Source organism: Bradyrhizobium sp. Ken51 (assembly GCF_055807435.1).
On record NZ_JBVVPB010000020.1, the window covers coordinates 20,734 to 46,559 of the forward strand.

The following is a 25,826-nucleotide window of genomic DNA, read 5'->3' on the forward strand; positions in this document are numbered from 1 at the left end:
CGCGAATACGGTGACAATTGAGGTCGCGGAAAGAGCCCCTCACCCCGACCCTCTCCCCGAAAGAACGGGGAGAGGGAGAAAAGGAAGACCGGGGAGAGCGAGAAGACAGGGCGCGAGCGCCGAGAGGGGAAAATGTCCAATCTGTTCGATCTTCTGGTCGCGGGACTTGCAACCGGTGCGATCTATGCGCTGGTCGCGGTCGGCTTTACGTTGCTGTGGCAGACCTCGCAGACTATCAATTTCGCGCAAGGCGAGTTCGTGATGCTGCCGGCGTTCCTGATGCTGGCGGCGATGCATGCCGGCGCGCCGTTCTGGCTCGCGATCATCCTCGGCATCCTGCTCTCGATGCTCCTGCTCGGCCTCGCCTTCAAGATGCTGCTGGTGGATCCGATGACGCGCCATGGCGTGCTGCCGCTGGCGATCGCGACGATGGCGCTCGCGATCGGCCTCAAGGAGGCCGTAAAACAGTTCTTCAGCGCCGAAGCCTCACCGTTCCCCTCGATCGTGCCGACCGGCGACGTCTCCATCCTCGGCCATGCCGTCTCGCTGCAAAGCATCGGGGTCCTCGTCCTCGCTATCCTTGCCGTCTTCGGCTTGACTGCGCTTCTCAACCGCACCTCGCTCGGCCACCAGATGCAGGCGGCGGCGCAGAACCCGACGGTGGCACGCATCATCGGCGTTCCCGTCGAGCGCATGATCCTCCTGACCTTCCTGATCAACGCGTTCCTGGTCGCTCTCGCCTCGCTGTTGATCACGCCGATCTACCTCGCGAAATTCACGTCCGGCGAGGTGCTGGGCCAGGCCGCCTTCATCGCCGCGATCGTCGGCGGGTTCAACCAGGTGCGCGGCGCGATCGCAGGCGGTCTCCTGATCGGCGTGCTCGACAATCTCGCGGCCGCCTATGTCTCGACGCAGTACCGCGCCGCCGTGCCGATGATCTTCCTGATCGCCGTCATCCTGTTCCGGCCGCAGGGCCTGCTCGGCCGCGCCGAGGAGCGCACCGTATGAGCGGCTTCGCCAAACCTCTGAAGATCGCGTTCGGCCTCATCGTGATCGCTGCGCTGATCGTCGTTCCCATGAATTTCAACCGCTATGGCCTGTTCATCCTGAGCCAGTGGGCGGTGATGGCCATCGCCGCAATGGGCCTCAACCTCACGCTCGGTTATGCCGGCCAGGTCTCGCTGGCGCAGGGTGCCTTCGTCGGCATCGGCGCTTACGCCGCGGCGATCATGACCACCCATGGCTGGCCGCTGCCGGCGGCGATCGTCGTCGCGATCGCCTTGAGCTTCGCGGTCGGCTGGGTGCTCGGCTATCCCGCGCTGCGGGTGCAGCACCACTACCTCGCCTTCGTCACGCTCGCCTTCTCCACGCTGGCCTTCCTGGTGTTTCGCAACGAGAGCTGGCTCACCGGCGGCATCTACGGCATCTCCAACATTCCGCGTCCGCACATCTTCGGCATCACGACCAACAAGCCGCTGCCGTTCTACTATGTCTGTCTCGGCTCGCTCGCGATCGTTTCGCTCGCGGTGTGGTGGCTGATCCGCTCGCCCTGGGGCCGCGCCTTCATGGCGCTGCGCGAAAACCCGCTGCGGGCGCAGTCGCTGGGCGTCGACACGCGACGCTATACGCTGATGGCGTTCGCGATCGGCTCCGCGCTCGGCGGGGTCGCCGGCGCGCTCTATGCGCCGCTGACGCAATATATCGATCCCGTGCCGTTCAACCTGTCGCTCTCGCTCGACCTCTTGATGATGGTGATCGTCGGCGGCGCCGGATTCTTCCTGGGTCCGTTCCTCGGCGCGATGATCGCGGTGCTGCTGCCGGAATGGCTGCGCTTCACCGAGGGCTATTATCTGATGCTCTACGCTATCGCGGTGATGGGGCTGCTGATCTGGTCGCCGACCGGCATTTTGGGAATCCTCGACCGCTATCTCGCCGAGCGGCGAACCAAAGCGGCCTCCGCCCAGCGCGCCGTCGCAAAGTCCCGGCTGGAGACGGTGCAATGAGCGCGGTCCTCGAAGTCACCGATATGAAGAAGAATTTTGGCGGCATCAGCGCCGTCGGCGGCGTCTCTTTCGACGTCCGCGAGGGCGAGATCCTCGGCCTGATCGGGCCGAACGGCTGCGGCAAGTCGACCCTGTTCAACTGCATCCTCGGCCAGCTCACGCCGAGCGGCGGCGAGGTCAAGCTCGACGGCAAGGTCGTCACGGGCTTGCGACCCGCCGAGCTCAACAAGCTCGGAGTCAGTCGCACGTTCCAGCTCCTGCAAGTGTTCCCAAAACTCTCGGTGCGCGAGAACCTGATCCTCGCAGGACAGGAGCACCAGGGCAGCATGGCCTCGCGCCTGGTCGGCCGCTCCGACGCCGGACTGACGGAGGCCGCCAACCAGATGATCGGCTTTTTCAAGCTCGATCATCTCGCCGACGAGCCGGCCGGCGGGCTCTCCTATGGCCAGCAAAAACTGCTCGACGCCGCCATGGCCTTCATGGGCGGACCGCGGCTGGTGCTGCTCGACGAGCCCGCCGGCGGCGTCAACCCGTCGATGCTGACGGACCTGAAGGAGCGGCTGGTTGCCATCAACCGCGAGAAGAACGCCACCTTCGTCGTGATCGAGCACAACATGGAATTCGTGATGTCGCTGTGCTCGCGCGTGATGGTGATGGCGGAAGGCAAGGTGCTGGCGATGGGACGGCCGGACGAGGTCCGCAAGGACCCTGCCGTGATCGAAGCCTATCTTGGACATTGAGGAACCAGCCATGAGCGATCCGATCCTCTCGGTTCACAATCTCGTCGGCGGCTACGGCAAGATGACGATCCTGAACGGCACCACCTTCGCCGTGCCGCAGGCCACCATCACCACCATCATCGGCCCGAACGGCGCCGGCAAGTCCACCGTGTTCAAGGCGATCTTCGGCCTGCTCAAGCTGCGCGAGGGCAAGATCAGCTTCGCCGGCCGCGACGTCACCAGTTTGAGCCAGCGCGCGCTGCTCAATGCCGGAATCTGCTACGTGCCGCAGGGCCGCAACATCTTTCCCGAGCTGTCGGTACGCCATAACGTCGAGCTCGGCGGCGTTTCCGCAGGCAAGGGCATCGACCTGCAGAGCCGGATCGAGGCCGCGCTCGACCTGTTCCCGGCACTGCGCCGGAAATCGACGCAGCAGGCCTCCACGCTGTCCGGCGGCGAGCAGAAGCAGCTCGAAATCGCCCGCTCGCTCCTGCTCGAGCCAAAGCTGGTGCTGATCGACGAGCCCTCGATCGGCCTGTCGCCGCTGATGGTGCAGCAGACTTTCGACATCCTGAAATCCCTGCGCGACCGCGGCGTCACCATTCTGATGATCGAGCAGAACGCACGCTCGGCGCTGGAGATATCCGACATCGGCATCGTGCTCGAGCTCGGCCAGACCCGCATGGTCGACGGCGCGAAGCGCATTTTGAATGATCCCCGCATCGGACAATTGTTCCTCGGCGGCGCGATGGAGGACAACGCAGCATGACCAAACGCTCGATCGCAACGGTCTCTCTCTCCGGCGCCCTTGACGAAAAGCTCCGCGCCATCGCCTCCGCCGGCTTCGACGCGGTCGAGATTTTCGAGAACGACCTGCTGTCGTTCGGCGCAAGCCCGCGCGAGGTGGCTCAGCTTTGCAAGGACCTCAATCTCGAGATCTGTGCGTTTCAGCCGTTTCGCGATTTCGAGGGCATGCCGGAGCCGCAGCGTTCGCGCAACTTTGCCCGCGCCGAACGCAAGTTCGACCTGATGCAGGAGCTCGGCACCGATCTGCTGCTGATCTGCTCCAACGTGTCGCCGGCCTCGCTCGGCGGCATCGACCGCGCCGCGGATGATTTTCGCGAACTTGGCGACCGCGCGGCCAAACGGTCCTTGCGCGTCGGCTACGAGGCATTGGCCTGGGGACGCCACGTCAACGATTACCGCGATGCCTGGGAGATCGTGCGGCGCGCCGATCACCCCGCGATCGGCGTCATTCTCGACAGCTTTCATGCGCTGGCCCCCGGCTTTCCGGTCCGCTCGATGGCCTCGATCCCCGGCGACAAGATCTTCCTGGTCCAGCTTGCGGACGCGCCGAAGCTCGAGCTCGACATCTTGTCCTGGAGCCGGCACTTCCGCTCCTTCCCCGGCCAGGGCGATCTGCCGGTCGGCGAGTTCATGGCGGCGATCGCGGCGACCGGCTATGCCGGGCCGCTATCGCTGGAGATCTTCAACGACCAATTCCGCGCCGGCTCGGCGGTACAGACCGCGGTCGACGGCCTGCGTTCGCTGATCCTGCTGGAGGACCAGCTTGCACCGGATTGGCCAAAGCTCATCAGCGAGCCCTTGGCACCGAAGCCCAAAAGTCGCGGCACCGGCTTCATCGAGTTTGCCGTCAACGAGACCAAGGCCGGCGAACTCGCCCACCTACTTTCGCAGCTCGGTTTCCGAAAGACCGGCAAGCATCGCAGCAAGGCGGTGGAGCGCTGGTCGCAGGGCAAGGTCGAGCTCGTCGTCAACTCCGAGACCGATGGCTTTGCGCATTCGCACTACGTGACGCATGGCCCCGGCGTCTGCGCCATCGCGCTCGACGTCGACAATGCCGGCCTCGTCATGCAGCGCGCCGAGACACTGAAAGCGCGCACCTTCTACCAGCCGGTCGGGCCGGGCGAGCTCGAGATCCCCGCAATCCACGGCGTCGGCGGCAGCCTGCTGTATTTTCTAGACCAAGCCGGCAAGAACTGGGACACGGATTTCGAACAGGTCCCGAGCGACGCTCGCGCGGACGCCCTGCTGGCCGTCGATCACATCGCGCAGTCGATGCCCTATGACGAGATGCTGTCGTGGCTGCTGTTCTACACCGGCATCCTCGACCTCAAGCGGCTGCCGCAGATGGAGATCGCCGATCCCAGAGGACTCGTGCAGAGCCAGGCCGTCGTCAACGGCGACCAGAGCCTGCGCTTCGTGCTCAACGGCTCATCCGCCAACCGCACGCTGCCGGCCCGTTTCATCTCGGAGTTCTTCGGCTCGGGCGTGCAGCACGTCGCGTTCACGTGCCCGGACATTTTCGCGGCGGTCGCGGAGATGCGCAAGCGCGGCGCGGATTTCCTCGATATTCCGGACAATTACTACGACGACATCGAAGCCAAATACGACCTCGCGCCCGACCTGATGGCGCAGCTGCGCGCCAACCACATTCTTTACGACCGCGAAGGCGACGGGGAGTTCTTCCAGGTCTACACCCACATCTTCGACGAGCGCTTCTTCTTCGAAATCGTGGAGCGAAGGGATTATCAGGGATTTGGTGCGGCCAATGCCGGCATCAGGCTCGCGGCGCAAGCCCGAGAGGTGCGGCCTGTGAGCATGCCGCGGGTGTAGCTGCCTCCACGCCGTCATTGCGAGGAGCCTTTGCGACGAAGCAATCCAGAATCCCTCTGCGGAAAGATTCTGGATTGCTTCGCTACGCTCGCAATGACGAAAGCGAGAGCTGAGAACCCCTCTCCCCGTAAGAACGGGGAGAGGAAGAAGCAATCAGCTCACTTCATCGCGCATTTGTCGTGAAAGCGATCCTGGTCGTTCTCGACGATGGTCGCGACCGTCTTCAGGGAGAGTTGGCCTTCGCCATCCTTGACCACGTCCTGCAGGTAGAAGTTCTGCACCGGGATGTGGTTCTTGCCGTACTTGAACGGGCCGCGCAGCGACTTGAAGTTGGCCTTCTCCATCTCGGCCTTCATCGCGTCCTTCTTGCTGGTGTCGCCCTTCACCGCGACCACCGCGCTGTTGATGAGTTGGGCCGCGTCGTAGGCTTGCGCGCCGTAATAGGTCGGGCGCAGGCCGGGATACTTCTTGCGGTAGTCGGCGACGAAGCGCTTGTTCTGCTCGTTGGGCAGATCATTCACCCATTCCTGCGCGCCGGGAACGCCGAGCGCGTTCTCCTTTTGCAGCGGCAGCGACAGCTCGTCGACGGTGAAAGCCGTGTAGAGCGGCATCGTGCTCTTCAGCCCGGCTTGCGCATATTGGTTGAGGAACTGCACGCCGGCTGCACCCGGATAGAACACGAAGATCGACTCGGCACCCGAGGCGCGCGCCTTGGACAGCTCGGCGGAGAAGTCGAGCTGGCTCGGCCAGACCGTGTATTCCTCGCCCTTGACCTCGCCCTTGAACGTGCTCTTCACGCCTGCGAGCATGTCCTTGCCAGCGGCGTAGTTCGGGCCGATCAGGAACACGCTCTTGACGCCCTTCTGGTTCATGTAGAGACCCATGGCGGCCGGGGTCTGGTCGTTCTGCCAGGAGGTCGAGAACACGTAAGGCGAACAGAGCTCGCCCGCGAGCTGCGACGGACCGGCATTGGCCGAGATCAGGATGGTCTGCGAATCCACGGCGGTCTTGAGCGAGGCCAGCAGCACGTTCGACCAGATGTAGCCGACGATGAAATCGACCTTGTCGGACTGGACCAGCTTCTCGGTCTTCTGCTTGCCGACGTCGGGCTTCTGCCCGTCGTCCTCGTAGATCACCTCGACCGGCTTGCCGTCCATCTTGCGGCCGATGTGATCCAGCGCGAGCTCGAACGAATTGCGCATGTCGTTGCCGATCACGGCGGTCGGGCCGCTGAAGGTCGAAACGAAGCCGATCTTGATGGTGTCGCCGGCGGATGCCGGGCTTGCCAGCACCAGCGCCGCTGCGCCCGCCAGCCAGAATGCCGTCCTCATAACAACTCCCCTCCATATTATTACGCCCGGAAGCGGGGTGATTGCCGCCCCGGGTCATCTCTATTGAACGCAAAATCTTGCGCGCCGCCAATGGCTCAGCGCCCGCCCCTGCACCATATTTCGCCCTGATCGGCGATAGCAAGAAATATAATTCTACTTACTTAGACGGAGGCTGCGGCGCTTTTTCGCGGGACGGCGATACACTCGATGCCCTTGGCCTATCCGTCCATTGATGATGGCTATTGGACCGCCACGCCCAATCCGCACTTAAATGAGAGAATAGAGCAGCGAGATTCGAGGGGCGCATCATGACCACGACACCGCATCGCGTCGTCATCGTCGGAGCCGGCTTCGGCGGGCTGGAGACGACCCACCGGCTCGCCGGCAGCCCGGTCGAGATCACGCTGATCGACCGCCGCAACCATCATTTGTTCCAGCCGCTGCTCTACCAGGTCGCGACCGCTTCGCTCGCCACCAGCGAGATCGCATGGCCGGTCCGGCACCTGATGCGCGACCGGCGCGATGTGACGACGCTGTTTGCGACCGTCAGCGGCGTCGACGCCGACAGGCGCTGCGTGCTGATCGACGACGGCAGCGAGGTGCCATACGACACGCTGGTGCTCGCGACCGGCGCGCGGCATGCCTATTTCGGCCACGACGAATGGGAGCAGTTCGCGCCCGGCCTGAAGACGCTGGAGGACGCGACGACGCTGCGGCGTCACATCCTGGTGGCGTTCGAGCGCGCCGAGCGTGAGACCGATCCGGCCAAGCGCGCGGCGCGGCTGACCTTCGTCATCGTCGGCGCCGGTCCAACGGGCGTGGAGCTCGCGGGCACCATCGCCGAGATGGCGCACCACACCTTGCCAGCCGACTTCCGCAACATCGACACCAACAAGGCGCGCGTCGTGCTGATCGAGGCCGGTCCGCGCGTGCTCGCAGGCTTTCCAGATGATCTCTCGGCCTATGCCCAGGCCTCGCTGGAAAAGATCGGCGTCGAGGTCGTGCTCGGACAGGCCGTCACCGAGATCAACCGCGAGGGCGTGGTGTTCGGCGGCAAGCTGCTCGAAGCCAAGACACGAATCTGGGCCGCCGGCGTGCGCGCCTCGCCCGCGGCCGAGTGGCTGGGTGCGCCGGCCGATCGTGCCGGACGCGTGCAGGTCGAGGCGGACCTGACGATACCGGGACATCCGGAAATCTTTGCAATCGGCGACACCGTCTTGATCAACGCCTGGGACGGCAAGCCCGTGCCCGGCATCGCGCCGGCGGCCAAGCAGCAGGGGCGTCACGTGGCCGAGACCATCAAGGCGCGGCTGCGCCAGGAGCCGACAGGCCCGTTCCGCTACAAGCACTCCGGCAGCCTCGCGCAGATCGGCAAGCGGCTCGCCGTGATCGACTTCGGCCGCATCAAATTGCGCGGCACCATCGCGTGGTGGATCTGGGGCATCGCCCACATCTACTTCCTGATCGGCTTGCGCCACCGCCTCAGCGTCGCGCTGAGCTGGCTCTGGATCTACGCCCGCGACCAGCGCGCCGCGCGGCTGATCACGCAGGGATCGAGCAAGGTGGTGTAGGGGCGTTCCTCTCGTGTCCCGGACGCGGCGCGGCATGAAATGACGCGACGCAGAGCCGGGACTCAGAAGTCATGGGACTCAGAAGTCATGGGACTCAGAAGTCATGGGACTCAGAAGTCATGGGCCCCGGCTCCGCAGCGCAGCGCTACGCGCCGCACTGCGTCCGGGGCACGAGACTTACTTCACCAACTCACACCCACCTTCCGCCAGCGGGCGGAACGCCTGCTCCGCAGAGATCGTCGAAACCAGCTTGTAATAGTCATACGGATATTTCGACTCCTCCGGCTTCTTCACCTCGAACAGATACATCGGATGCACGACGCGGCCGTCCTGGCGGATCGTGGTGTCGCCGAACAGCTTGTCCTTGCCCTTGAACTTCTTCATCTCGGGCACGGCGTCCTTGGCATTATCGCTGCCGGTCGCGACGACCGCGTTGAGATAAGCGAGCGTGGAGGCATAAACTCCGGCCTGGTTGCCGCTCGGCATCTTGCCGTTCATGCCGGGCCGCGCCGCGAAGCGCTTGGCGAAGGCGCGGGTGTCGTCGTTCATGTCCCAGTAGAAGGCCTCCATGAGCTGGAGGCCTTGCGCGACCTTGATGCCCATGCCGTGGACGTCGTTGATGAAGAGCAGGAAGGCGACGAGCTTCTGTCCGCCCTGCTGGATCCCGAACTCTGCAGCCTGCTTCACCGCGTTGATGGTGTCGCCGCCGGCATTGGCGAGCCCGATCACCTGCGCCTTCGAGCCCTGCGCCTGCAACAGGAAGGAGGCGAAGTCGGACGTGCCGAGCGGGTGCTTGCTGGAGCCCAACACCTTGCCGCCATGCGCCTCGATGTACTTCTGGGCTTCCGCCTCGATGCCCTTGCCGAGCGCGTAATCGACCGTGAGGAAATACCAGTCCTTGCCGCCGCGCGACATCATCGCGGCTGCCGTGGTGTTGCCAGTGGCCCAGGCGTCGTTGACCCATTGGATGGTGTTGGGCGAGCAGGCCTTGCCGGTGAGATCCGAGCTCGCGGTGGACGACGCCAGGAACGTCATGCGGCTGTCGCGCAGCAGCGTGTTGATGGAGAGACCGACGGCCGAGTTCGGCACGTCGACGATGGCGTCGACGCCCTCGACATCGAGCCATTTGCGCGCGATGGCGTTGCCGACATCGGCCTTGTTCTGGTGATCGGCGTAGACGATGTCCACCTTGATGCCTTTGCCGCCGCCGTTAAAGTCCTCGGCGGCCATGCGCGCGGCCTCGACCGAGCCCATGCCGTTGGTATCCTGGAAGATGCCGGAGATGTCGTTGAGAACGCCGACACGCACGACGTTGTCCGAGATCTCGGCATTTGCCACGCCGCCAATCAAGCTCGCGGCCAGCGCAAGCGTCCACTTCAAGTTCTTCATTGTTCCCTCCCCTGTTGTTTTCGATGCCGCCAGCGTCAGGCCGGCGTGATGCTCACAGGCAGGCTGTCGAGCCCGCGCAGCGTGTTGTTGAAGCGGCGCCGTGGCTCGCCCGTGATCTCGATTTTCGCGATCCGGCGGGCCAGCGCCGCGAGCATTGTCTCGCCTTCGAGCCGCGCGACCAGCTGGCCGACGCACATGTGAATACCTGAGCCATAGCCCACATGGCCGGCCGTGCGGCGGGTGATGTCGTAGCTGTCCGGCTTGTCCCAGCGCCGCGGATCGCGATTGGCAGCCGCCAGAAACATCAACACCTTCTCGCCCTCACCGATGGTCGCGCCTGACAGTTCGACCTCGCGCGTTGTCGTGCGGAAGAAGGTCTGCACCGGGCTTTCAAAACGAACGGCCTCCTCGAAAGCATTGCGCGCCAGCGTGGAATCGCCGCGCAGGCGCTGCCACTGCTCCGGAAAGCGCGCCAGACAGTAGACCGCTGCACCGATGCCGTTGACGGTGGTGTCGAGGCCCGCCGACAGCAGCGAACGCACCAGCAGCGGCGCTTCGGTGGCGGTGATGGCACCCTCGTCGACATGGGCGTGGATGCAGGCACCGATGCCGCCGGGCGCGAGATTGTCGCGCTGGCACTGATCGGTGACGTAGGCCTGGTGCGGCGCCGAGCGCGCGATCGCTTCCTGGCGCAGCTCGTTCGGCGGGCCGAAGGCGTTGAACACGACACTCGCATAGGGAATCAGATGCTCGCGGCCCTCCGGCTTCAGCCCGAGCGCATCCGGGAAGATCGATAGCGGATAGGCCTCGGCGAGGTCCGTGATGGCATCGAAGCTGCGCTTCTCCAGCAGCGCGTCCACACGCTTTTCCGCTGCCGCGGCAAAGCGGTCGCGGAGCCCCTTCATCACCGTCGGCGACAGCACCTTTGAGAGCACCGCGCGGGTGCGGGTGTGCGCGGGAGGATCGGCTTCGAGGATCAGGCTCGGCGGCCGCCACGGCGTCTCCTTCTTGAAGTCGGAGAGGCCGACGCCGCGGCTGGAGCAGAAGGTCGCGGGGTCGTTCAGCACGGCATGAACCTCGGCATAGCGCGCCACGCCATAGACGCTCCACTTGTCGAGATAGACGACAGGTCCCGCCTCCCGCAGCAGCTCATGCGTGGGATAGGGGTCGGCGAAAAAATCCATTGCGAAGGGATCGACGTCGAGATGCGGGACGGCCGACGAACCGTTAATTTCCGGGGAGCTGGAAGCGCTCATGGAAGTCCTCCCTTATTTTGATCTTGTGAAAAGGCGGCGCTTACCCTTAGGTCTTTCGGACACGCCGCGAGACAGAATCCCGATATGCCGCCGTCTTCGACCAGAGCCCGCCAAAAACCTGCGCCCGCCGAGACGGGACCGACGCTCGATCTCGACCGCTACGTCCCCGCGTTCATCACCTTCATCGCCAACAAGCTCTCGAACAGCGCCACCGCGTTCTATCAGCGGCAGTTCGGCGTCAACGTCACGGAATGGCGGATCATGTCGCTGCTGGCGATCGAGCCCGGCATTCCAGCCTCGCGCATCTGCCACGTCATCGGCTTCGACAAGGGCCCGGTGAGCCGGACGCTGGCCGGCCTGGAAAAGCGCGGGCTGATCTCGATCCGCACCGACCCCAACGACGGGCGCACCCATTCGATCTCGCTGACGGCGAAGGGCCGCGCCATCCATGACAAGGTGATCGTCGCGGCATTCGAGCGCGAACGGCGCTTGTTGTCCTGCCTGGACAAGGACGAGCGCGAGGTGCTGATCGGCCTGTTGCGCCGCCTGCACGAGAATCTCGGCGCGGTGACCGGCAGCACCGAGACCTGACCGGCCACGCAGCGGTCGCCGACCTCTGTCAGTTCCAGGCATGCGCCGGTATTCGCCCGCGGCACCCTCTCTGCCGAGCATTGCTTCCTCCGATCCGACGCGGCGGTTCCTCCGCCGTCATCCTTGTCTGAAACGGTTCGCATAAATTAGTTGCTTAAGCAACAAAAGAATCTGCAGGATAATGCGGCAGGTTGGCTGGCCTAACGGCGAGCTGTTTCAGCCCTGTCATTTGCGAGCGCAGCGAAGCAATCCAGAATCCCTCCGCGGAAAGACTCTGGATTTGCTTCGCTGCGCTCGCAATGACAACAGGGAGAGAGGAGGCCTACGGCCGCCCACCTAATGCGAAGAGCTGCCGTTTCAACTGCTACAGACCAATCCATTCACCCGAGACATCGTCATTCAACCGCGCCAATGCATCGGCACGGCGCGTCAGCACGGCGCGCTGGTTGATGTAGCCCTTGTCGGTGATCTCGCCGCCGTCCACTGACGGCGGCTCGGCGAGCAGCAGCGCGCGCGTGGCGTGGCCGGAGGAGTTGGCGTTCTGTTGCTTGAGTTTCGCCAGCCCCTGTGCGATCGCGGCTCTGACCTCGTCATGCGCGAGCACGTCGTTCACGCCTGCGGTCTCGGGCAGGCCGGCATGCGCGCGGCACGCAGCGATGTTCGGGAACACCAGAAAGCGCACCTCGTCGCCGCCATGGCCGGTGACGACGATGTCCTGCGCGAGCGGCGCCAGCGCGGCGATGCCGGCGAGGCGCAGCGTGCCGACACTGACCCAGGTGCCGGAATTGAGCTTGAAGTCCTCCGCGACGCGACCGTCGAAGAACAGGCCGCGCTCGGGCCGCTTCGCATCGGCGAACTTCACGGCGTCACCGATGAGATAAAAGCCCTCGTCGTCAAAGGCCTGCCTGGTCAGCTCCGGCGCCTTCCAGTAGCCCGGTGTGACGTTGGGGCCGCGCACGCGCACCTCCAGCTTGTCGCCGGAGGTGACGAGCTTCAATTCGGTACCGGGAATGGGCACGCCGATATTGCCCGAGCGCTCCGCGAGGAAATGGCAGTCGGCGGCCAGCGGCGAGGTCTCGGTCGAGCCCCACGCAGAGACCATCGGCATCGCACGGCCAACGGTCTTGATGGAGAGCTGTTCGAGCGCGTCCCAGAGATTCTGCGGCAGCGCTGCGCCTGCGTAGAACGCGAATTTCACCTCGCTGAAGAAGCGGCGACACAGCTCCTCGTCGCCGCGCAGCGCCGCGATCAGCATGTCGAAGCCGCGCGGCACGTTGAAATAGACCGTCGGCATCACGCTCTTCAAATTGGCAAGTGACGTCGCAAACAGGCCGGGCGCCGGCTTGCCGCCGTCGATATAGAGCGAGCCGCCATTGCGCAGCACGAGATTGAAATTGTGGTTGGCGCCGAACGTATGGCTCCAGGGCAGCCAGTCGAGAACGACGAGATCGCGACCAGTTTGCTCGAGAAAGATCCAGGTCTGCGCCTTGGCCTGCTGGCTGGATGTCAGCATACGCTGGGTGTTGATGACCGCCTTCGGCGCGCCGGTCGAGCCCGATGTGAACAGAAGCTTTGCGATCGTAGCGGGCGTCACCGCGGCGAACGCCCTTGCGACGTCGGGGCTCTCCGGCGTTGCCGCAATGGTGCGGAAGGCCAGTGCTTCGGCATCGTCGGCATTGCCGCTGATGATCTGCGCGCTATGCAGCGGCTTGATCGCGGCCAGCGCCGCCGCAAACGGCCGCGTCGCGGAGACATAGATCGCGGCAGGCTCAAGCAGCGTGATCATGCTCTTGAGCTTGTCGAAATCCTTCGACATCAGCGAATAGGCCGGCGAGATCGCCGCCGAGGGCACGCCGACATGCTGGGCCGCCAGCGCCAGTAGCGCATGATCGATGCTGTTGTCGGAGAGGATCGCGAGCGGGCGCTCCGTACTGAGACCTTGCGCCAGAATCCACGACGCTGCCGCGCGCACCTGGCGCAGCGCCTGCGCGTAGGTGACGGTGGTCCATGGCGATTCGGCACTGCTGCGCTCCGCCAGGAAAATCGCATCAGGCCTCTGCCGCGCCCATTGCTCAAGCCAGTCGCCGACGCAGCGCGCGCCATCGCGCAGGGGCTCCGGCGAGCGCAGCAGAATGCTGCCGTCCGCGCGATACTCGGCAACGGTTCTGGGTGTCGCGAACAGGCTCGAAGCATCACCGCGAGGGGCGGCTGTCATGGTTTCCTCCTCACCCGGAAGCCGGGATCGTCGCAGCCTCGTCGCGGACCGCGTTGGCCGGCATGTTGGCCACGACAATTGTTGGGGCGCAAGCTCAAGGCCGGTGAGCTGCCCGTTATTTGTGCAAATGCTCGCAACAGGGCGCTGACACGAAGGCCCACCGGTGCTCGAAATATCCCACAAGCCACTGATCGCTCGATAATATCCGCAGCGCTGGTCCTGCCCGGATTCTGTACACAATGGCACATCGCTTGCTTCGATCCGGGTGAAGAGACGTAGTCGGAGTTTTGTCGCCATGAGGGCTGAAATGGGGGCTGAGCAGCCTGAAACGATCGCCGCGATCGTGGCCGCGCATCGCGCGGGCACGCTCACGCCGGCGCAGACGGTCGCGCGCACCTATCAGCGCATCCGCGACCACAACGATCCCGCCGTCTTCATCAGCCTGCGCGACGAAAGGGACGCGATCGCCGAGGCCGAGAAGCTCGCCACCAAGGAGGCCGCCACCCTGCCGCTCTATGGCGTGCCGGTCGTGGTGAAGGACAATATCGACGCCCTGGGATTTCCGACCACCGCTGCGTGCCCGGCCTTCACGTATACCCCGACACACGACTCGACCGCGGTTCAGCGGCTGCGCGCCGCCGGCGCCATCATCATCGGCAAGACCAATCTCGACCAGTTCGCGACCGGCCTTGTCGGCGTCCGCTCGCCCTACGGCATCCCCAGAAACGCGATCCGTGAGGACCTCATTCCCGGCGGCTCGAGCTCGGGATCGGCCATCGCCGTCGGCGCAGGGCTGGTGCCGCTGTCGCTCGGCACCGACACCGCCGGCAGCGGGCGCGTGCCGGCGATGCTCAACAACATCGTCGGGCTCAAGCCGAGCCTCGGCATGATCTCGACCGCTGGCCTGGTGCCGGCCTGCCGGACGCTCGACTGCATCTCGGTATTCGCTTTGACGGTCGACGACGCCGCGCTCGCACTGTCGGTGATGGCAGGTCCAGATCAGGCCGATCCGTTCTCGCGCGACCGGCCGCTCGGCGCGATCACCCCGCTCCCGGCAAACCTGCGCCTGGGCGTGCCGCGCAGCGGACAGCTGATCTTCTTCGGCGACAAGAAGGCGGAAGCGGCTTACGCCGATGCATTGGAGCGCTGGCCCGCGCTTGGCGCAACGCTCGTCGAGTTCGATCTCGAGCCGTTCTACGAGACCGCGCGGCTGCTCTACGAAGGCCCGTGGGTCGCCGAGCGCTATCTCGTGATCCGCGACCTGCTCGCCTCCGCGCCTGAGTCCATCCATCCGGTGACACGCGAGATCACCACAGCCGGCGCGCGGCTGACGGCGGCGGAGACCTTCTCCGCGCTCTATCGCCTGCAGGGCCTGCGCAAGATCGCCGAGCGTACCTTCACCCATATCGACGCACTGGTGCTGCCGACGGCGCCGACGGCCTATACGACCGCGCAGGTGCTGGCCAATCCGGTCGAGCTCAATAGCCGGCTTGGCACCTACACCAACTTTGTCAATCTGCTCGACCTCTGCGGCCTCGCGCTGCCGGCGGCGATGCGTGCCGACGGCATTCCGTTCGGCATCACACTTCTTGCACCCACCGGCCACGACGCGCTGCTCGCGAGCATCGGCCGCGTGTTCCATGCCGATACCAAACTGACGCTTGGCGCAAAGGGCGTGGCGCAACCCGCGCTGGCGCCGCTTGCCGCAAGCGGCGTCGACGACATTCCGATCGCCGTGGTTGGCGCACATCTGTCCGGCATGGCGCTGAACGGCGAGTTGAAAGCGCTGAATGGCCAGTTGATCGAGGCGACCAGGACCGCACCCGACTACAAGCTCTACGCATTGAAGACCACGCCGCCGAAGCCTGGCATGCTGCGCGTCGAAGCTGGCAAGGGCGCGTCGATCGAACTGGAGATCTGGTCGCTGTCGTCGTCCGCCTTCGGCAAGTTCGTCAACGCGATTCCCGCGCCGATGGCGATCGGCACGGTGCGGCTGGCGGATGGCCGCAGCGTGAAGGGATTTCTCGTCGAGCCGGAAGTGCTGGGCGAGGCGCGAGATATCACGGCGTATGGTGGGTGGCGGAAGTATATGGCGGAAACTGCTACGGCGTAGGTCTCGTAGGGTGGGCAAAGCGCAGCGTGCCCACCATCACCGTCAGCTTGGGTAGGTGGTGGGCACGGCGCTTTGCGCCTTTGCCCACCCTACGGCACCGTGCGCGCGGCCCTAAACCGACACCGCGTAGATTTCATACTCCCCGCGCACCAGCTCGATATGCGCGCGCATCGCGGCGGCGGCGCCCTGCTTGTCGCCGCGCATGATGGCGACGACGACGCGGTCGTGCTCGGCTTGCGATTTGGCGAGGCGGCCGAGATTGCGGAACTGGGCGCGGCGGAACGGCTGCACACGCACCCGCGTCGCCAGCGTGATCTCGGCGATGTAGCCGTTCTGCGATCCCGCATAGATCGCATTGTGGAAGCGCTCATTGACCTCGTGGAAGCGATCGGGATTGCCGGCGTAGCTCAAGACCCGCAGCTCTTCGTGAATGGCTTCCAGGCCGTGGCGCTCAGTGGCGGACATGCGCTCGGCGGCCAGACCCGCGCACAGCGCTTCCAGCTCCGCCATCGCCTCGAACATGCCCGTCAGCCGTTCGAACGAGGGCTGCGCCACCACCGCGCCGCGATGGGCGCGCGCTTCGACGAGGCCGCTTGCCACGAGCTGGCGCAGTGCTTCCCGCACCGGCGTCCGCGAAACGCTGAAGCGGCGCGCGATGTCGGTCTCGTCAAGCGGCGCGCCGGGCGGCAGAGCTCCGCGCACGATCTCGTCGGCGAGCTGCAGGCGCAGCTCCTCGGCGCGCGTGACCTTGTGCGCTGATGGCGACGCCCGGTCGACACGCGGCACCGCCGGTTCGAGCGGCAGCGTTCCGGGCGGAAGATCGTCAAGCGTCATACGGTCAGGTCTCTTTCGGCTCGTCGATGATGCTGACATGGGCCGCGACGACGCGCCAGCCCTCCGGGAATTTTACCCAGGTCTGCATCTGCCGGCCGACCTTGCCCGGCATCGTGTCGCGATAGAACAGGGTGGAGGCGACCGCCGTGTCGCGACCATAGCTGGTGATCACGGTTTTCGCGGTGCGGCGATTGAGGCCGACCGGCGAGCGCCCGGCGCGAAAGCCGGAGATCGCTTCATAGCCGTAGAGGTTCTCGCCGATGCCATAGCGCAGCGTGCGGGGATCGTTGCGGAAGAGCTCGCCGAGCACTGCGACGTCGTTGGTGATCAGGGCCTGCTCATAGCGCTCGAACGCGGCTTTGACGTCCGCGATCACCTCGGGGAGATCGATCTCCATCTCAAAATCCTTTTGGGCTGGGCGCGGCGGCGACGCCCATCTTCTCCAACGCGTACGCAACGCGCAGCGCGATGTCCTCGCGCCATGGCGCGGCGATGATCTGCACGCCGATGGGCAATGGCTCGAGCGGCACGGGGACTGCGACCACTGGCAGGCCGATGAAGGAGATCGGCTGGGTGTGGATGCCGATATTGGCGCGCACCGGCAGCTCGACGCCGCCAAGGTTGAAATTGACCTGGCCGAGCTTCGGCGCGGTGCATGGCGTCGCGGGCGCAAGCAACACGTCGACGGATTTGAAAATCTCAGCGAGCTGCGCACGATACCAGCGGCGGAATTTTTGCGCGCGGTCGACCAGCGGCGCCGGCACCATGGCGCCCGCGATCAGCCGGTCGCGCACGGCGGGATCGAAGTCGTTCGGCCGCTTGCGCAGCCGATCGAGATGCAGCGAGGCGCCCTCGGTGGTGGTGATGACATAGGCCGCGGCGCGGGCGCGCGCGGCTTCGGGCACGTCCACCACGCGCGTTGCGCCCAGCGCCTTGGCGACGCGGCTGACGGCTTCGACCGCTTCCGGAAACAGATTCTGCTGGAAGTAGCCGCCGGCAATCGCGATGCGCAGGTCCGAAACCGGATTGGCAAGCAGCGGCGTCGTCGGCTCCAGACCACGTGTGGTGGTGCAGGCGGCATCGTCGGCATCCGGTCCCTGCATGGCGTCATAGGCCAGCGCGAGATCGGTGGCGGAGCGCGCGAACGGTCCGAGATGATCGAGGCTCGCGACGAACGGAAAGGAGCGCGCCCGCGAGAGCCGGCCATAGGTGGGCTTCAGGCCGAAGATGCCGCAGAAGGACGACGGCACGCGGATCGAACCATTGGTGTCGGAGCCGAGCGCGATCGGCACCAGCGCGCCGCCGACGGCACTGCCGGATCCGCCCGAGGAGCCGCCGCTCATCCGCGTGGCGTCATGCGGATTGCGCGAGGGACCGTCATGGACGTTCTCGCCGGTGAAGTCGTAGGCGTATTCGCCCATATTGAGCGCACCGACCAGCACGGCGCCGGCCGCTTCCATGCGCTCGATCAGCGTGGCATCGCGCGTGGCGGGCGCGAGGTCGCGGTTGATCTTCGAGCCGGCGCGGGTGGCGAGGCCCGCGATGTCGAACAGATTCTTCACCGCGAAGGGCACGCCGGCCAATGGGCCGACGGTCTTGCCGGCGGCGATATCGGCATCGATCGCGCGCGCTTTGGCACGGGCGCGATCGGCGGTGACGTCGGTGAAGGAGTTGAGGATGGCGTCGTGCTGCGTGATGCGCGCAAGCGCTGCTTCGGTCGCATCGAGCGCCGACATCTTGCGGCCGGCAACCGCGCTCGCGATCTCGGAGGCCGTCATCTCTGGCTTGGTCGTCATGGCGGCGTCAGACCGTGAACACGGGCGCCGGCTCGGTCTCGTCCGGCAGCGCGAATTCGTCGACGAGGCGGCCGAGCCGCAGCGAGACCTCGAGATTGGCGCGTATGGACGACCTCCATGCTTCCTCGACGGGCAACGCCAACGCTTTCGTGACAGCGTCGATATAATCGTCCAGCGGTTCGGCCATCACGCTCCCAAACAAGTTCTCAGTGTGCGCCCAGGGTCTGCAGCGGCGGGTGCGGGATCGCCGTCAACAGCTCCTTGGTGTAATCGTCCTGCGGATCGCTCAAGACCCTCTCGGAAGATCCTTCCTCGACGATTCGACCCGACCGCATGACAATGACACGATCGCACAACAAGCGCACTACGTTCAAATCATGCGAGACGAACAGATAACTCATACCTAGCCGCGCCTTGAGGTCCTGGAGCAGATTGAGGACCACGGCCTGGACCGAAACGTCGAGCGCGGCGGTCGGCTCGTCCAGGATGACGAGTTTTGGGTGCAGGGCGATGGCGCGGGCAATGCCGACGCGGGCTTTCTGGCCGCCCGACAATTGGTGCGGGAAGCGATCCAGCAGATTGTGCGGCAGGCCCACCATGGTGGCGAGCTCCTCGCAGCGGGCGCGGAGCGCGTCGCGCCCCCTGATGTCGCCGAGTTGGATGATGGGATCGGCGATGGCACGCAAGGCGGTGAAGCGCGGATTGAGGCTGTCGGTCGGATCCTGGAACACCATCTGGATGCGGCTGCGCTGCGGCAGCCGGGCAAAGCCGGCGGGCGCGATGGCACCGATGTCCTCGCCGTCGAACTGGATCAGGCCGGAGGTCTGGTCCAGCAGCCGCATCACCATCATCGACGTGGTCGATTTGCCGCAGCCGGACTCGCCGACCAGGCCGACACTCTCGCCGTGACCGACCGAGAAGCTGATGCCGTCGACCGCGCGGAACACGTCCGGCTCGACCGGCGGCTTGCGGCCGAACAATTTGCCGAGCGTGGCTGTGGCGCCCTGGCGGGGATATTCCTTGACCAGCTTGTCGATGAGGAGAAGGGACTGCCCGCTGTTCCTGGCCTCGTCCTGCGAAGCCTGATGGATGACCGGGTCAGGCCCAGCCACGACGGCTGAGCCTTCCTCCTCCGGCAACAGATCCCGCAACGACACGCCGAGCCGCGGCGTCGCGCGCATCAGCTTCTTCGTGTAGGGGTGCTGCGGGTTGGCGAAGATGTCGGCGGCCTTGGCGGTCTCGACCACCCTGCCCTTCTCCATCACCACGACGCGGTCGCAATAGGCTGCGGCAAGGCCGAGGTCATGCGTGATCAGGATGGTGGACATCGCCTTGCGCTTGGTCAGCTCGACGATCAGATCCATCACCGCCTTCTGCGTGGTGACGTCCAATCCGGTCGTCGGCTCGTCCGCGATCAGCAGCTGCGGATTGCAGGCGAGCGCGAGCGCGATGACGACACGCTGGCACATGCCGCCGGACAATTCGAACGGATAGGCGTGATAGCGTTCGCGCGGGCGGGCGATCTTGACCTGCTCCAGCGCCTCGATCGCCTTTTCACCACGGTCTGAAACCATGGCCTGCTGGACATGGGTGCGCAGCACGTCCTCGATCTGGTCGCCGACTTTCCGGATCGGGTTGAGCGCGGCGCGCGGATTCTGGAAGATCATCGAGACTTCGCGACCGCGCAAATCGCGCATCTGGTCTTCGGTCGCGGCCTTGACGTCGATGCCCGAGAACATCACCGAGCCTTCGGCGATCCTGCCTGCACGGTCGAGAATGCGCATCACGGCATAGGAGGTCACCGACTTGCCGGATCCGGACTCGCCGACGATGGCCAACGTCTCGCCCTTGGCGACGGAGATGTTGACGTGCTGCACGGCTTTGACGATGCCGCGGCGGGTGGTGAATTCGACGGTGAGGTCCTGGACGTCGAGCAGGGGCTGGGCGGTCATGGGCACCTCCCAAACAAAAATGTCGAAAACAACCCCATGCACAGTAGAACGCGATTGAAATCATTGGAGAATTTTGAGCGAAAATTTGCGCGAAATCCAGCCATCACGTCCTCCGCTGCGGGTCGACGATGTCGCGCAGACCGTCGCCGAGGAGGTTGAAGCAGAACACGGCGATCATCAAAGCGAGGCCGGGGAATAGCGCGATCCACCATTCGCCGGAGACCATGAAGCCGGCGCCTTCGGCGACCATGATGCCCCACTCCGCCGTCGGCGGACGGACGCCGAGGCCGATGAACGAGAGACCGGCGGCATTGAGGATGGCGTAGCCCATGGTCAGCGACATCTGCACGATCATGATCGGCATGATGTTCGGCAGGATATGCACCAGAAGGATGCGAAATTCGCCGTTGCCGGACAGCCGCGCCGCCTGCACGAAGCCGGCGTTGCGGCGCACGTTCGCTTCAGCGCGCGCGACGCGGGCATAGAGCGGGAAGTTCACGATGGCGGTGGCCAGGATGATGTTCTGCACGGTGTTGCCCAGCGCTGCGACGATGCCCATCGCCAGCACGAACAGCGGAAACGCCATGATGGTATCGGCGATGCGGCCGACGATGCGGTCGGTCCAGCCGCCGAAATAGCCGGCCGCGATGCCGGCAAGCCCGCCCATCAAAAACACCAGCGCGACGGAGGCGACCGCGATGAACGTATCGAGCCGCGTCGCCACCACGACCCGGCTGAAGATGTCGCGGCCCAACTGGTCGGTGCCGAACCAGTGTGCCGCCGACGGCGGCTTCAGCGACGCCGCGGTGTCGGACGCCAGCGGGTCATACGGCACCACATAGGGGCCGAAGATCGCGGCAAGGAGAATCACGATCAGCAGCGCGAAGGCAAAGCCGGTGACCTTGTTCTCGCCGAGCACATAGCGGGTCTGGTCGAGCAGCGCGACGAACCCCGACGTCCGCGCAGGACCGACGGGCTCAACAGCAGGTGCAACGGAGCTCATTGTGTCCCCTACCCTTCCAGCCGCACGCGCGGATCGATTACGCCATAGAGAATGTCGATCACGAGATTGAGCAGCACGTACATGACAGCCATGGTCAGCACGAAACCCTGCACCGGCGCGAAGTCCGACGAGATCAGCGCTTCGACCGCATAGGAGCCAATGCCGGGCCAGGCGAACACTTTTTCGACCAGCACGTTGGCGCCGAGCAGGAACGAGAACACCATGCTCAGCGTGGTGATGACCGGGAGCATCGCGTTGCGGAAGGCGTAGGTGACGATGACGGTCGCGGGCGACAGGCCGCTGGCGCGCGCGGTGCGCACGAACTCGGACGACAGCACCGCCAGCATCGAGGCGCGCGTCATGCGCGCGATCGGCGCCAGCGAGAAGATCGCAAGCGTCGTTGCCGGCAGGATGAGCTGGCTGCATGCCGAACGGAACGCCTCGAAGTCGCGCGCGATCAGGGTGTCGATCAGATAGAAGCCCGTGACCGTCGGCGGCGCGCTGTAGAACACATCGAGCCGGCCGAGCGGCGCGGGCGACCAGCCGAGCCGGAAATAGAACACATAGACTAGCACGAGGCCGGTGAAGAACACCGGCAGCGAGACGCCGGCCGTGGTCGTGACGCGACAGAGATGATCGACCCACGATCCCGGCCGCGTCGCCGCCAGCACGCCGAGAGGGATTGCGATGACGACCGAGACGATGAGGCCGAGCAGCGTCAGCTCGGCGGAGGCCGGCAGTCGATTGCGGATCTCGGCCGCAACCGGCTGGCCCGTGGTGAGCGAGTTGCCGAAATCGCCATGGGCGAGATCGTTGGTGTAACGGAAGAACTGCTCGATCAGCGGCTTGTCGAGGCCGAGCTTCTTGCGGATCTGCTCGACGGCTTCTTTCGTTGCGGCGGGGCCGGCGAAATACGCGGCGGGATCACCCGGCAATGCGCGGGTCAGCAGGAAGGTGACGATGACGACCCCGATCAGCGAGGGAATCGCGAACATCAGGCGCTTGCCGATCATGGTCAGCATGGGGTGCTCCTTCTGCTCTGCGTTTGTGGGCAGGTTCGCGCCACCTGCTCCGCTGCGCCCCCTCTCCCCTTGTGGGAGAGGGTTGGGGTGAGGGGTAGCCCCAAGCGAGGTCGGAGTTCGTGGCTACCCCTCACCCTGCCCCTCTCCCACAAGGGGAGAGGGAATGAGAGAGCGGTGGCCACCTCACTCAGAAAGAGAGTCGACGACGCGACCATCTCGCCCGCCACGCGCCCTCACCCCTTCGCCATCGCGCGATAATCCAGGCGGCGGTGGAACCAGTATTGGTAGCCGCTGATGTTCTTCTGCATCGCGACGTTGACGAAGGGCTGGTACAGCGGGATGCGCGGGATGTCGCTGTAGGCGAGGTCGACGAAGCCCTTCACGTCGGTGTCGTAAGTCGCGGTGTCGCCGGTCGCGGCGGCCGTGCGCGCGCCGTCGATCAGCTTGTCCATCTCCGCCGACTTGTAGCTCATGGTGTTGAAGACGGAATTATTGCCGTGATAGCACCAGTAGAAGAAGTATTCGGGGTAATCGAGCCAGCCCGAGAACACGTTGGTGAAGAGCGGCATCTCCTTCTTGTTCAATTCGGTACGCCAGTTGGCGCCGGGCACCTTGTTGATGGTGGTTTTGATGCCGATCTGGGCCAGGCTCTCCTGCACCAGCACGCAGAGCGGCTCGTTGACGCCGGCGAAATTCAGGTCGAACGAGATCGTGGTCTCGAAGCCGTTGGGATAACCGGCTTCAGCGAGCAGCGCCTTCGCCTTGTCCATGTCGGTGTTGTATTTGTGCGGCTGCGGCCAGGCGACTTCGGTCGGCTTGTCCTTGGCGGCCCCGAACATGGGGTTGGCCAGCCCGAACATCACCGCGTCCATGATCTTTTGATAGGGAATCGCGTAGGCGACCGCCTGACGTACCTTGGGATTGTCGAACGGCGGCTTGGTCACGTTCATGCCGATATACTGGATGCCGTTGGAGAACGGCAGCGACACCACGTTGAGCTTGCCGCTCGCCTTCATCTCCTGGAAATCCTTGAACGGCAGCTCGTAGGAAATGTCGGCGTCGCCGCGCTCCAGCAACGCGCGGCGATTGCCGGCCTGCGGCACCATGCGCCAGATCACGCGCTTGATCTTCGGCAGCGGGCCGCCGACCCAATCGTCGTTGCGCTCCATCACGACTTCAGTGCCGGCGGTCCACTTCGTCACCTTGTAGGCGCCGGAGCCGGCGGTCTGCTGCTTGGTGTATTCAAGACCCCACGGATCTTTTTCGCTGGCGTTCTTCTTCACAAGCTCGGAGTTGACGATGCAGGGCACGATCACCGCGAGATCGGGGATCGTCAGCTTGTCCTTCTTCAGGAAGTCGATACGCACCGTGTAGTCGTCGATCACGACGAACTGCTCGGGTTTCGTGAGCGAGCCCGCGCTCATCTGGAAAGTGGGAAAGCCGCCGACGCTGACGGCGCGGTCGAGCGACCACTTCACGTCCTTGGCGGTGACGGGCGCGCCGTCGTGGAATTTGGCGTTCTTCTTCAGCTTGAAGGTGACCGACATGTCGTCGATCTTGAAGTCCTCGGCGAGTTCGCCCTTGAACTTGTCGCGGTCGTAATAGGGCACGCCGCCGGGGCCGGTCTTCATCTCGTGGCTGATCAGGCGGTCGTAGCAATTCCAGGACACCTCATAGCCGGGCACATTGGTGCCGACACCGTGGATGTCGAGATTGTTGGGGCCGCCTTCCGAGACGATCAGCAGCGTCTCCGAGCGCGCATCGGCCTGGGCCGACGAGATCACGGACGGCATGGCCGGAAGCGCCGCGCCTGCGGCCAATCCGGAAACGGACTTGAGGAAATCGCGGCGCTTCATGAAATGGCTCCAACACAAAGTTTTCTGGTTGGAACTGGATTCGCAAGGTTCGTGCCAAGGCTTAACGAGAGTTTACCTCTCGGCATAACATGCTGAAGTTACAAGTAAATTTCCAAGTGCGCGCGACGTGATCCTGGCGCAAGGCGCTTGGTATTGCATACAAAGAGGCGTATTTGCCCATAAAATGAGCTGCATGGAGCAGCGGCTTGCTTGGTGGGCGGTGAATTCCACTGCCGTCATCCTGGCGCAAGCCAGGACCCATTACCCAGGGCGAACTGCGGCGCGAAGCTGGCAACCACGAGTCTTCGCAAAACCCCTCCTTGGGGTAATGGGTCCTGGATCAGCGCTGCGCTTGTCCAGGACGACGGCGGGGATCGCCGGCGATCACCCCGGCCAGATCACGTCCTGGAGTTCGACCAGATCGTCCGCCTGCTCCTGCCAGCCCTCGATGCAGATGTGGCTGTTGAGGTCGCTGGCGCGATGCAGCAGCATCAGCGCCATCAGGCGGCGCTTGAGCGCGAAGTCGGGCTTGGCGTAGCCAAAGCCTTCGAGCAGGCTGCGCACGCGACCCGGCCGGCCCGCTGCCATGAAGGCGCTGGGGCCGAGCAGATCATAGTCGCGGCATCCCGCCAGCACGTCGCCGAAGTCGAACAGGCCGGCGAGCGACCATTGATCGTCGTTGCAGGTGAGCAGGAAGTTCTCCGGAATGTATTCGCCGATCAGGATCACCGGCGGCGCATCTATCGGAATGAGCGCGGCCGCATCACGCAGGAGGTCGTCGAGGCCGGCGAGAAATTTTGGCGCAAGGCCAAGACGCGTGTGCCGCGCCTTGCAGCCCTGCATCTGGGCGCGCATGAAGTCGTCCCAGCGCGGCTCGATCTGCGCGAGCGGGCCGAGGGGCGCGCGCTGCACGGACGCGATAGTCTCGCCGATCTGGCGCAGCACGCGCTCCTTCTGCGCTTCCGGCAATTGCGGCCAGACCTCCGAACCGAGCGTGCCGGCAAGGCGTGTGATGATGAGATAAGGCCAGCCGTCGCGCGTCCCTTCCGCGACGATTTCGGGGATCGGCAGATGAAGGCGGCCGGCAAGCTGCGTCAGCGAGCCGTGCTCGGAGACGAATTGCGCGCGAAGCAGCGGCGGGAAGATTTTCAGGATCAGCTTGTCGCCGAGCCCGACGACGAGATTGGTGCCGGTAGCAAACACGTGCGGCGCATTGACATCGAGACCGTGGCTGCGGGCGATGTCGATGGCGATCGGCAGCCATCGCGGAGGGTCGGCGCGAAAGGCGCGAAAGGCAGCAGCGTCGGTGAAAGTTGCCAGGATTTGCGATGGAATGCTGGTCATGCGCGCCCGATCAGGCAAGCGGGTTTTGGTTGATTCGATGCGAGCCAAGCAGACGGTGCACCTCTCCCGCTTGCGGGGGAGGTCGGCGCGAAGCGCCGGGTGGGGGTTCTCTCCTCTAGGGGATTGTCCCTTTGCGGAGACACCCTCTCCCCAACCCTCTCCCGCAAGCGGGAGAGGGAGCGCACTTCCTTCGC

General features: G+C 64.8%; 21 protein-coding genes. 8 read left to right on the forward strand and 13 right to left on the reverse strand.

All coding sequences use genetic code 11. The features are described 5' to 3' along the window. Positions 1 to 132: 132 nt before the first annotated feature. The 5 genes from AC0L27_RS28370 to AC0L27_RS28390 are packed head-to-tail and all read left to right on the forward strand — an operon-like array spanning position 133 to position 5,359. The gene (locus AC0L27_RS28370; RefSeq protein WP_354206091.1) at positions 133 to 1,008 is read left to right on the forward strand and encodes a branched-chain amino acid ABC transporter permease; all 876 of its coding nucleotides are present in this window, start codon (positions 133 to 135) and stop codon (positions 1,006 to 1,008) included. Further along, complete coding sequence (locus tag AC0L27_RS28375; protein WP_354206089.1) at positions 1,005 to 2,003, forward strand: branched-chain amino acid ABC transporter permease; 999 nt, start codon at positions 1,005 to 1,007, stop codon at positions 2,001 to 2,003. Before AC0L27_RS28370 ends, AC0L27_RS28375 begins: the two co-directional genes overlap by 4 nt. After that, the gene (locus AC0L27_RS28380) at positions 2,000 to 2,743 is read left to right on the forward strand and encodes an ABC transporter ATP-binding protein (protein WP_354206087.1); all 744 of its coding nucleotides are present in this window, start codon (positions 2,000 to 2,002) and stop codon (positions 2,741 to 2,743) included. The genes AC0L27_RS28375 and AC0L27_RS28380 overlap by 4 nt, the downstream gene beginning before the upstream one ends. A 10-nt stretch (positions 2,744 to 2,753) precedes the next feature. Continuing rightward, on the forward strand, positions 2,754 to 3,491 hold the full coding sequence (locus AC0L27_RS28385) for an ABC transporter ATP-binding protein (RefSeq protein ID WP_354206085.1): 738 nt from the start codon (positions 2,754 to 2,756) through the stop codon (positions 3,489 to 3,491). After that, complete coding sequence (locus AC0L27_RS28390) at positions 3,488 to 5,359, forward strand: bifunctional sugar phosphate isomerase/epimerase/4-hydroxyphenylpyruvate dioxygenase family protein (RefSeq protein ID WP_354206083.1); 1,872 nt, start codon at positions 3,488 to 3,490, stop codon at positions 5,357 to 5,359. The genes AC0L27_RS28385 and AC0L27_RS28390 overlap by 4 nt, the downstream gene beginning before the upstream one ends. A 158-nt stretch (positions 5,360 to 5,517) precedes the next feature. On the opposite strand, the gene AC0L27_RS28395 is transcribed toward AC0L27_RS28390, so the two are convergent. Next, entirely contained in the window at positions 5,518 to 6,690 is a 1,173-nt protein-coding gene (locus tag AC0L27_RS28395; RefSeq protein WP_275168483.1) for an ABC transporter substrate-binding protein, read from the reverse strand. Between the two features lie 308 nt (positions 6,691 to 6,998). Here AC0L27_RS28395 and AC0L27_RS28400 point away from each other — a divergent pair, with 308 nt between their 5' ends. Beyond that, a complete protein-coding gene (locus AC0L27_RS28400; RefSeq protein ID WP_275168484.1) occupies positions 6,999 to 8,261 on the forward strand; it encodes an NAD(P)/FAD-dependent oxidoreductase in 1,263 nt (420 codons plus the stop codon). Between the two features lie 177 nt (positions 8,262 to 8,438). Here the strand turns inward: AC0L27_RS28400 and AC0L27_RS28405 are convergent, their stop codons facing one another. Next, complete coding sequence (locus tag AC0L27_RS28405; RefSeq protein ID WP_354206080.1) at positions 8,439 to 9,650, reverse strand: ABC transporter substrate-binding protein; 1,212 nt, start codon at positions 9,648 to 9,650, stop codon at positions 8,439 to 8,441. A 35-nt stretch (positions 9,651 to 9,685) separates the two neighbouring features. Further along, a complete protein-coding gene (locus AC0L27_RS28410) occupies positions 9,686 to 10,906 on the reverse strand; it encodes a cytochrome P450 (RefSeq protein ID WP_354206078.1) in 1,221 nt (406 codons plus the stop codon). An 84-nt stretch (positions 10,907 to 10,990) separates the two neighbouring features. Between AC0L27_RS28410 and AC0L27_RS28415 the strand changes: the two genes are divergently transcribed. Next, positions 10,991 to 11,497, forward strand: coding sequence for a MarR family winged helix-turn-helix transcriptional regulator (locus tag AC0L27_RS28415; RefSeq protein ID WP_354206076.1), 507 nt, complete (start codon positions 10,991 to 10,993; stop codon positions 11,495 to 11,497). A 364-nt stretch (positions 11,498 to 11,861) separates the two neighbouring features. On the opposite strand, the gene AC0L27_RS28420 is transcribed toward AC0L27_RS28415, so the two are convergent. Then, entirely contained in the window at positions 11,862 to 13,712 is a 1,851-nt protein-coding gene (locus AC0L27_RS28420; RefSeq protein ID WP_354206074.1) for a feruloyl-CoA synthase, read from the reverse strand. A 307-nt stretch (positions 13,713 to 14,019) separates the two neighbouring features. On the opposite strand from AC0L27_RS28420, the gene atzF reads away from it, so the two are divergent. Continuing rightward, positions 14,020 to 15,825, forward strand: coding sequence for an allophanate hydrolase (gene atzF, locus AC0L27_RS28425; protein ID WP_473321053.1), 1,806 nt, complete (start codon positions 14,020 to 14,022; stop codon positions 15,823 to 15,825). Between the two features lie 111 nt (positions 15,826 to 15,936). Here the strand turns inward: atzF and AC0L27_RS28430 are convergent, their stop codons facing one another. The 9 genes from AC0L27_RS28430 to AC0L27_RS28470 form a co-directional block, all read right to left on the reverse strand. Further along, positions 15,937 to 16,659 carry a GntR family transcriptional regulator gene (locus tag AC0L27_RS28430; protein ID WP_354206070.1) on the reverse strand — a complete coding sequence of 241 codons (723 nt, stop codon included), beginning with the start codon at positions 16,657 to 16,659 and terminating at the stop codon, positions 15,937 to 15,939. A gap of 4 nt (positions 16,660 to 16,663) precedes the next feature. Then, positions 16,664 to 17,056: an oxalurate catabolism protein HpxZ gene (gene hpxZ, locus AC0L27_RS28435; RefSeq protein WP_354206068.1), complete on the reverse strand. Its 393-nt coding sequence runs from the start codon at positions 17,054 to 17,056 to the stop codon at positions 16,664 to 16,666. Between the two features lies 1 nt (position 17,057). Continuing rightward, the gene (locus AC0L27_RS28440) at positions 17,058 to 18,455 is read right to left on the reverse strand and encodes an AtzE family amidohydrolase (protein WP_354206066.1); all 1,398 of its coding nucleotides are present in this window, start codon (positions 18,453 to 18,455) and stop codon (positions 17,058 to 17,060) included. A 7-nt stretch (positions 18,456 to 18,462) separates the two neighbouring features. Beyond that, the gene (locus AC0L27_RS28445; protein WP_007615797.1) at positions 18,463 to 18,642 is read right to left on the reverse strand and encodes a DUF4089 domain-containing protein; all 180 of its coding nucleotides are present in this window, start codon (positions 18,640 to 18,642) and stop codon (positions 18,463 to 18,465) included. Positions 18,643 to 18,661: 19 nt separating this feature from the next. Next, entirely contained in the window at positions 18,662 to 20,407 is a 1,746-nt protein-coding gene (locus AC0L27_RS28450) for an ABC transporter ATP-binding protein (protein WP_354254609.1), read from the reverse strand. A gap of 103 nt (positions 20,408 to 20,510) precedes the next feature. Next, positions 20,511 to 21,410, reverse strand: a complete 900-nt coding sequence (locus AC0L27_RS28455; protein ID WP_247357577.1) for an ABC transporter permease — start codon at positions 21,408 to 21,410, stop codon at positions 20,511 to 20,513. Positions 21,411 to 21,418: 8 nt separating this feature from the next. After that, a complete protein-coding gene (locus tag AC0L27_RS28460; RefSeq protein ID WP_018456013.1) occupies positions 21,419 to 22,432 on the reverse strand; it encodes an ABC transporter permease in 1,014 nt (337 codons plus the stop codon). A gap of 233 nt (positions 22,433 to 22,665) precedes the next feature. After that, entirely contained in the window at positions 22,666 to 24,288 is a 1,623-nt protein-coding gene (locus AC0L27_RS28465; protein WP_275168495.1) for an ABC transporter substrate-binding protein, read from the reverse strand. A 384-nt stretch (positions 24,289 to 24,672) separates the two neighbouring features. Further along, a complete protein-coding gene (locus AC0L27_RS28470; protein WP_354206060.1) occupies positions 24,673 to 25,632 on the reverse strand; it encodes an aminoglycoside phosphotransferase family protein in 960 nt (319 codons plus the stop codon). Positions 25,633 to 25,826 lie beyond the last annotated feature (194 nt).

Bases quoted from the DNA above. Each gene is read 5' to 3' on its own strand.
- AC0L27_RS28470 (WP_354206060.1), bottom strand. From the start codon at position 25,632: ATGACCAGCATTCCATCGCAAATCCTGGCAACTTTCACCGACGCTGCT.
- AC0L27_RS28380 (WP_354206087.1), top strand. From the start codon at position 2,000: ATGAGCGCGGTCCTCGAAGTCACCGATATGAAGAAGAATTTTGGCGGC.
- AC0L27_RS28465 (WP_275168495.1), bottom strand. From the start codon at position 24,288: ATGAAGCGCCGCGATTTCCTCAAGTCCGTTTCCGGATTGGCCGCAGGC.
- AC0L27_RS28400 (WP_275168484.1), top strand. From the start codon at position 6,999: ATGACCACGACACCGCATCGCGTCGTCATCGTCGGAGCCGGCTTCGGC.
- AC0L27_RS28460 (WP_018456013.1), bottom strand. From the start codon at position 22,432: ATGCTGACCATGATCGGCAAGCGCCTGATGTTCGCGATTCCCTCGCTG.
- AC0L27_RS28375 (WP_354206089.1), top strand. From the start codon at position 1,005: ATGAGCGGCTTCGCCAAACCTCTGAAGATCGCGTTCGGCCTCATCGTG.
- AC0L27_RS28420 (WP_354206074.1), bottom strand. From the start codon at position 13,712: ATGACAGCCGCCCCTCGCGGTGATGCTTCGAGCCTGTTCGCGACACCC.
- AC0L27_RS28430 (WP_354206070.1), bottom strand. From the start codon at position 16,659: ATGACGCTTGACGATCTTCCGCCCGGAACGCTGCCGCTCGAACCGGCG.
- AC0L27_RS28370 (WP_354206091.1), top strand. From the start codon at position 133: ATGTCCAATCTGTTCGATCTTCTGGTCGCGGGACTTGCAACCGGTGCG.
- hpxZ (WP_354206068.1), bottom strand. From the start codon at position 17,056: ATGGAGATCGATCTCCCCGAGGTGATCGCGGACGTCAAAGCCGCGTTC.
- AC0L27_RS28410 (WP_354206078.1), bottom strand. From the start codon at position 10,906: ATGAGCGCTTCCAGCTCCCCGGAAATTAACGGTTCGTCGGCCGTCCCG.
- AC0L27_RS28415 (WP_354206076.1), top strand. From the start codon at position 10,991: ATGCCGCCGTCTTCGACCAGAGCCCGCCAAAAACCTGCGCCCGCCGAG.
- AC0L27_RS28405 (WP_354206080.1), bottom strand. From the start codon at position 9,650: ATGAAGAACTTGAAGTGGACGCTTGCGCTGGCCGCGAGCTTGATTGGC.
- AC0L27_RS28440 (WP_354206066.1), bottom strand. From the start codon at position 18,455: ATGACGACCAAGCCAGAGATGACGGCCTCCGAGATCGCGAGCGCGGTT.
- AC0L27_RS28455 (WP_247357577.1), bottom strand. From the start codon at position 21,410: ATGAGCTCCGTTGCACCTGCTGTTGAGCCCGTCGGTCCTGCGCGGACG.
- AC0L27_RS28390 (WP_354206083.1), top strand. From the start codon at position 3,488: ATGACCAAACGCTCGATCGCAACGGTCTCTCTCTCCGGCGCCCTTGAC.
- AC0L27_RS28385 (WP_354206085.1), top strand. From the start codon at position 2,754: ATGAGCGATCCGATCCTCTCGGTTCACAATCTCGTCGGCGGCTACGGC.
- AC0L27_RS28395 (WP_275168483.1), bottom strand. From the start codon at position 6,690: ATGAGGACGGCATTCTGGCTGGCGGGCGCAGCGGCGCTGGTGCTGGCA.
- AC0L27_RS28450 (WP_354254609.1), bottom strand. From the start codon at position 20,407: ATGACCGCCCAGCCCCTGCTCGACGTCCAGGACCTCACCGTCGAATTC.
- atzF (WP_473321053.1), top strand. From the start codon at position 14,020: ATGGGGGCTGAGCAGCCTGAAACGATCGCCGCGATCGTGGCCGCGCAT.
- AC0L27_RS28445 (WP_007615797.1), bottom strand. From the start codon at position 18,642: ATGGCCGAACCGCTGGACGATTATATCGACGCTGTCACGAAAGCGTTG.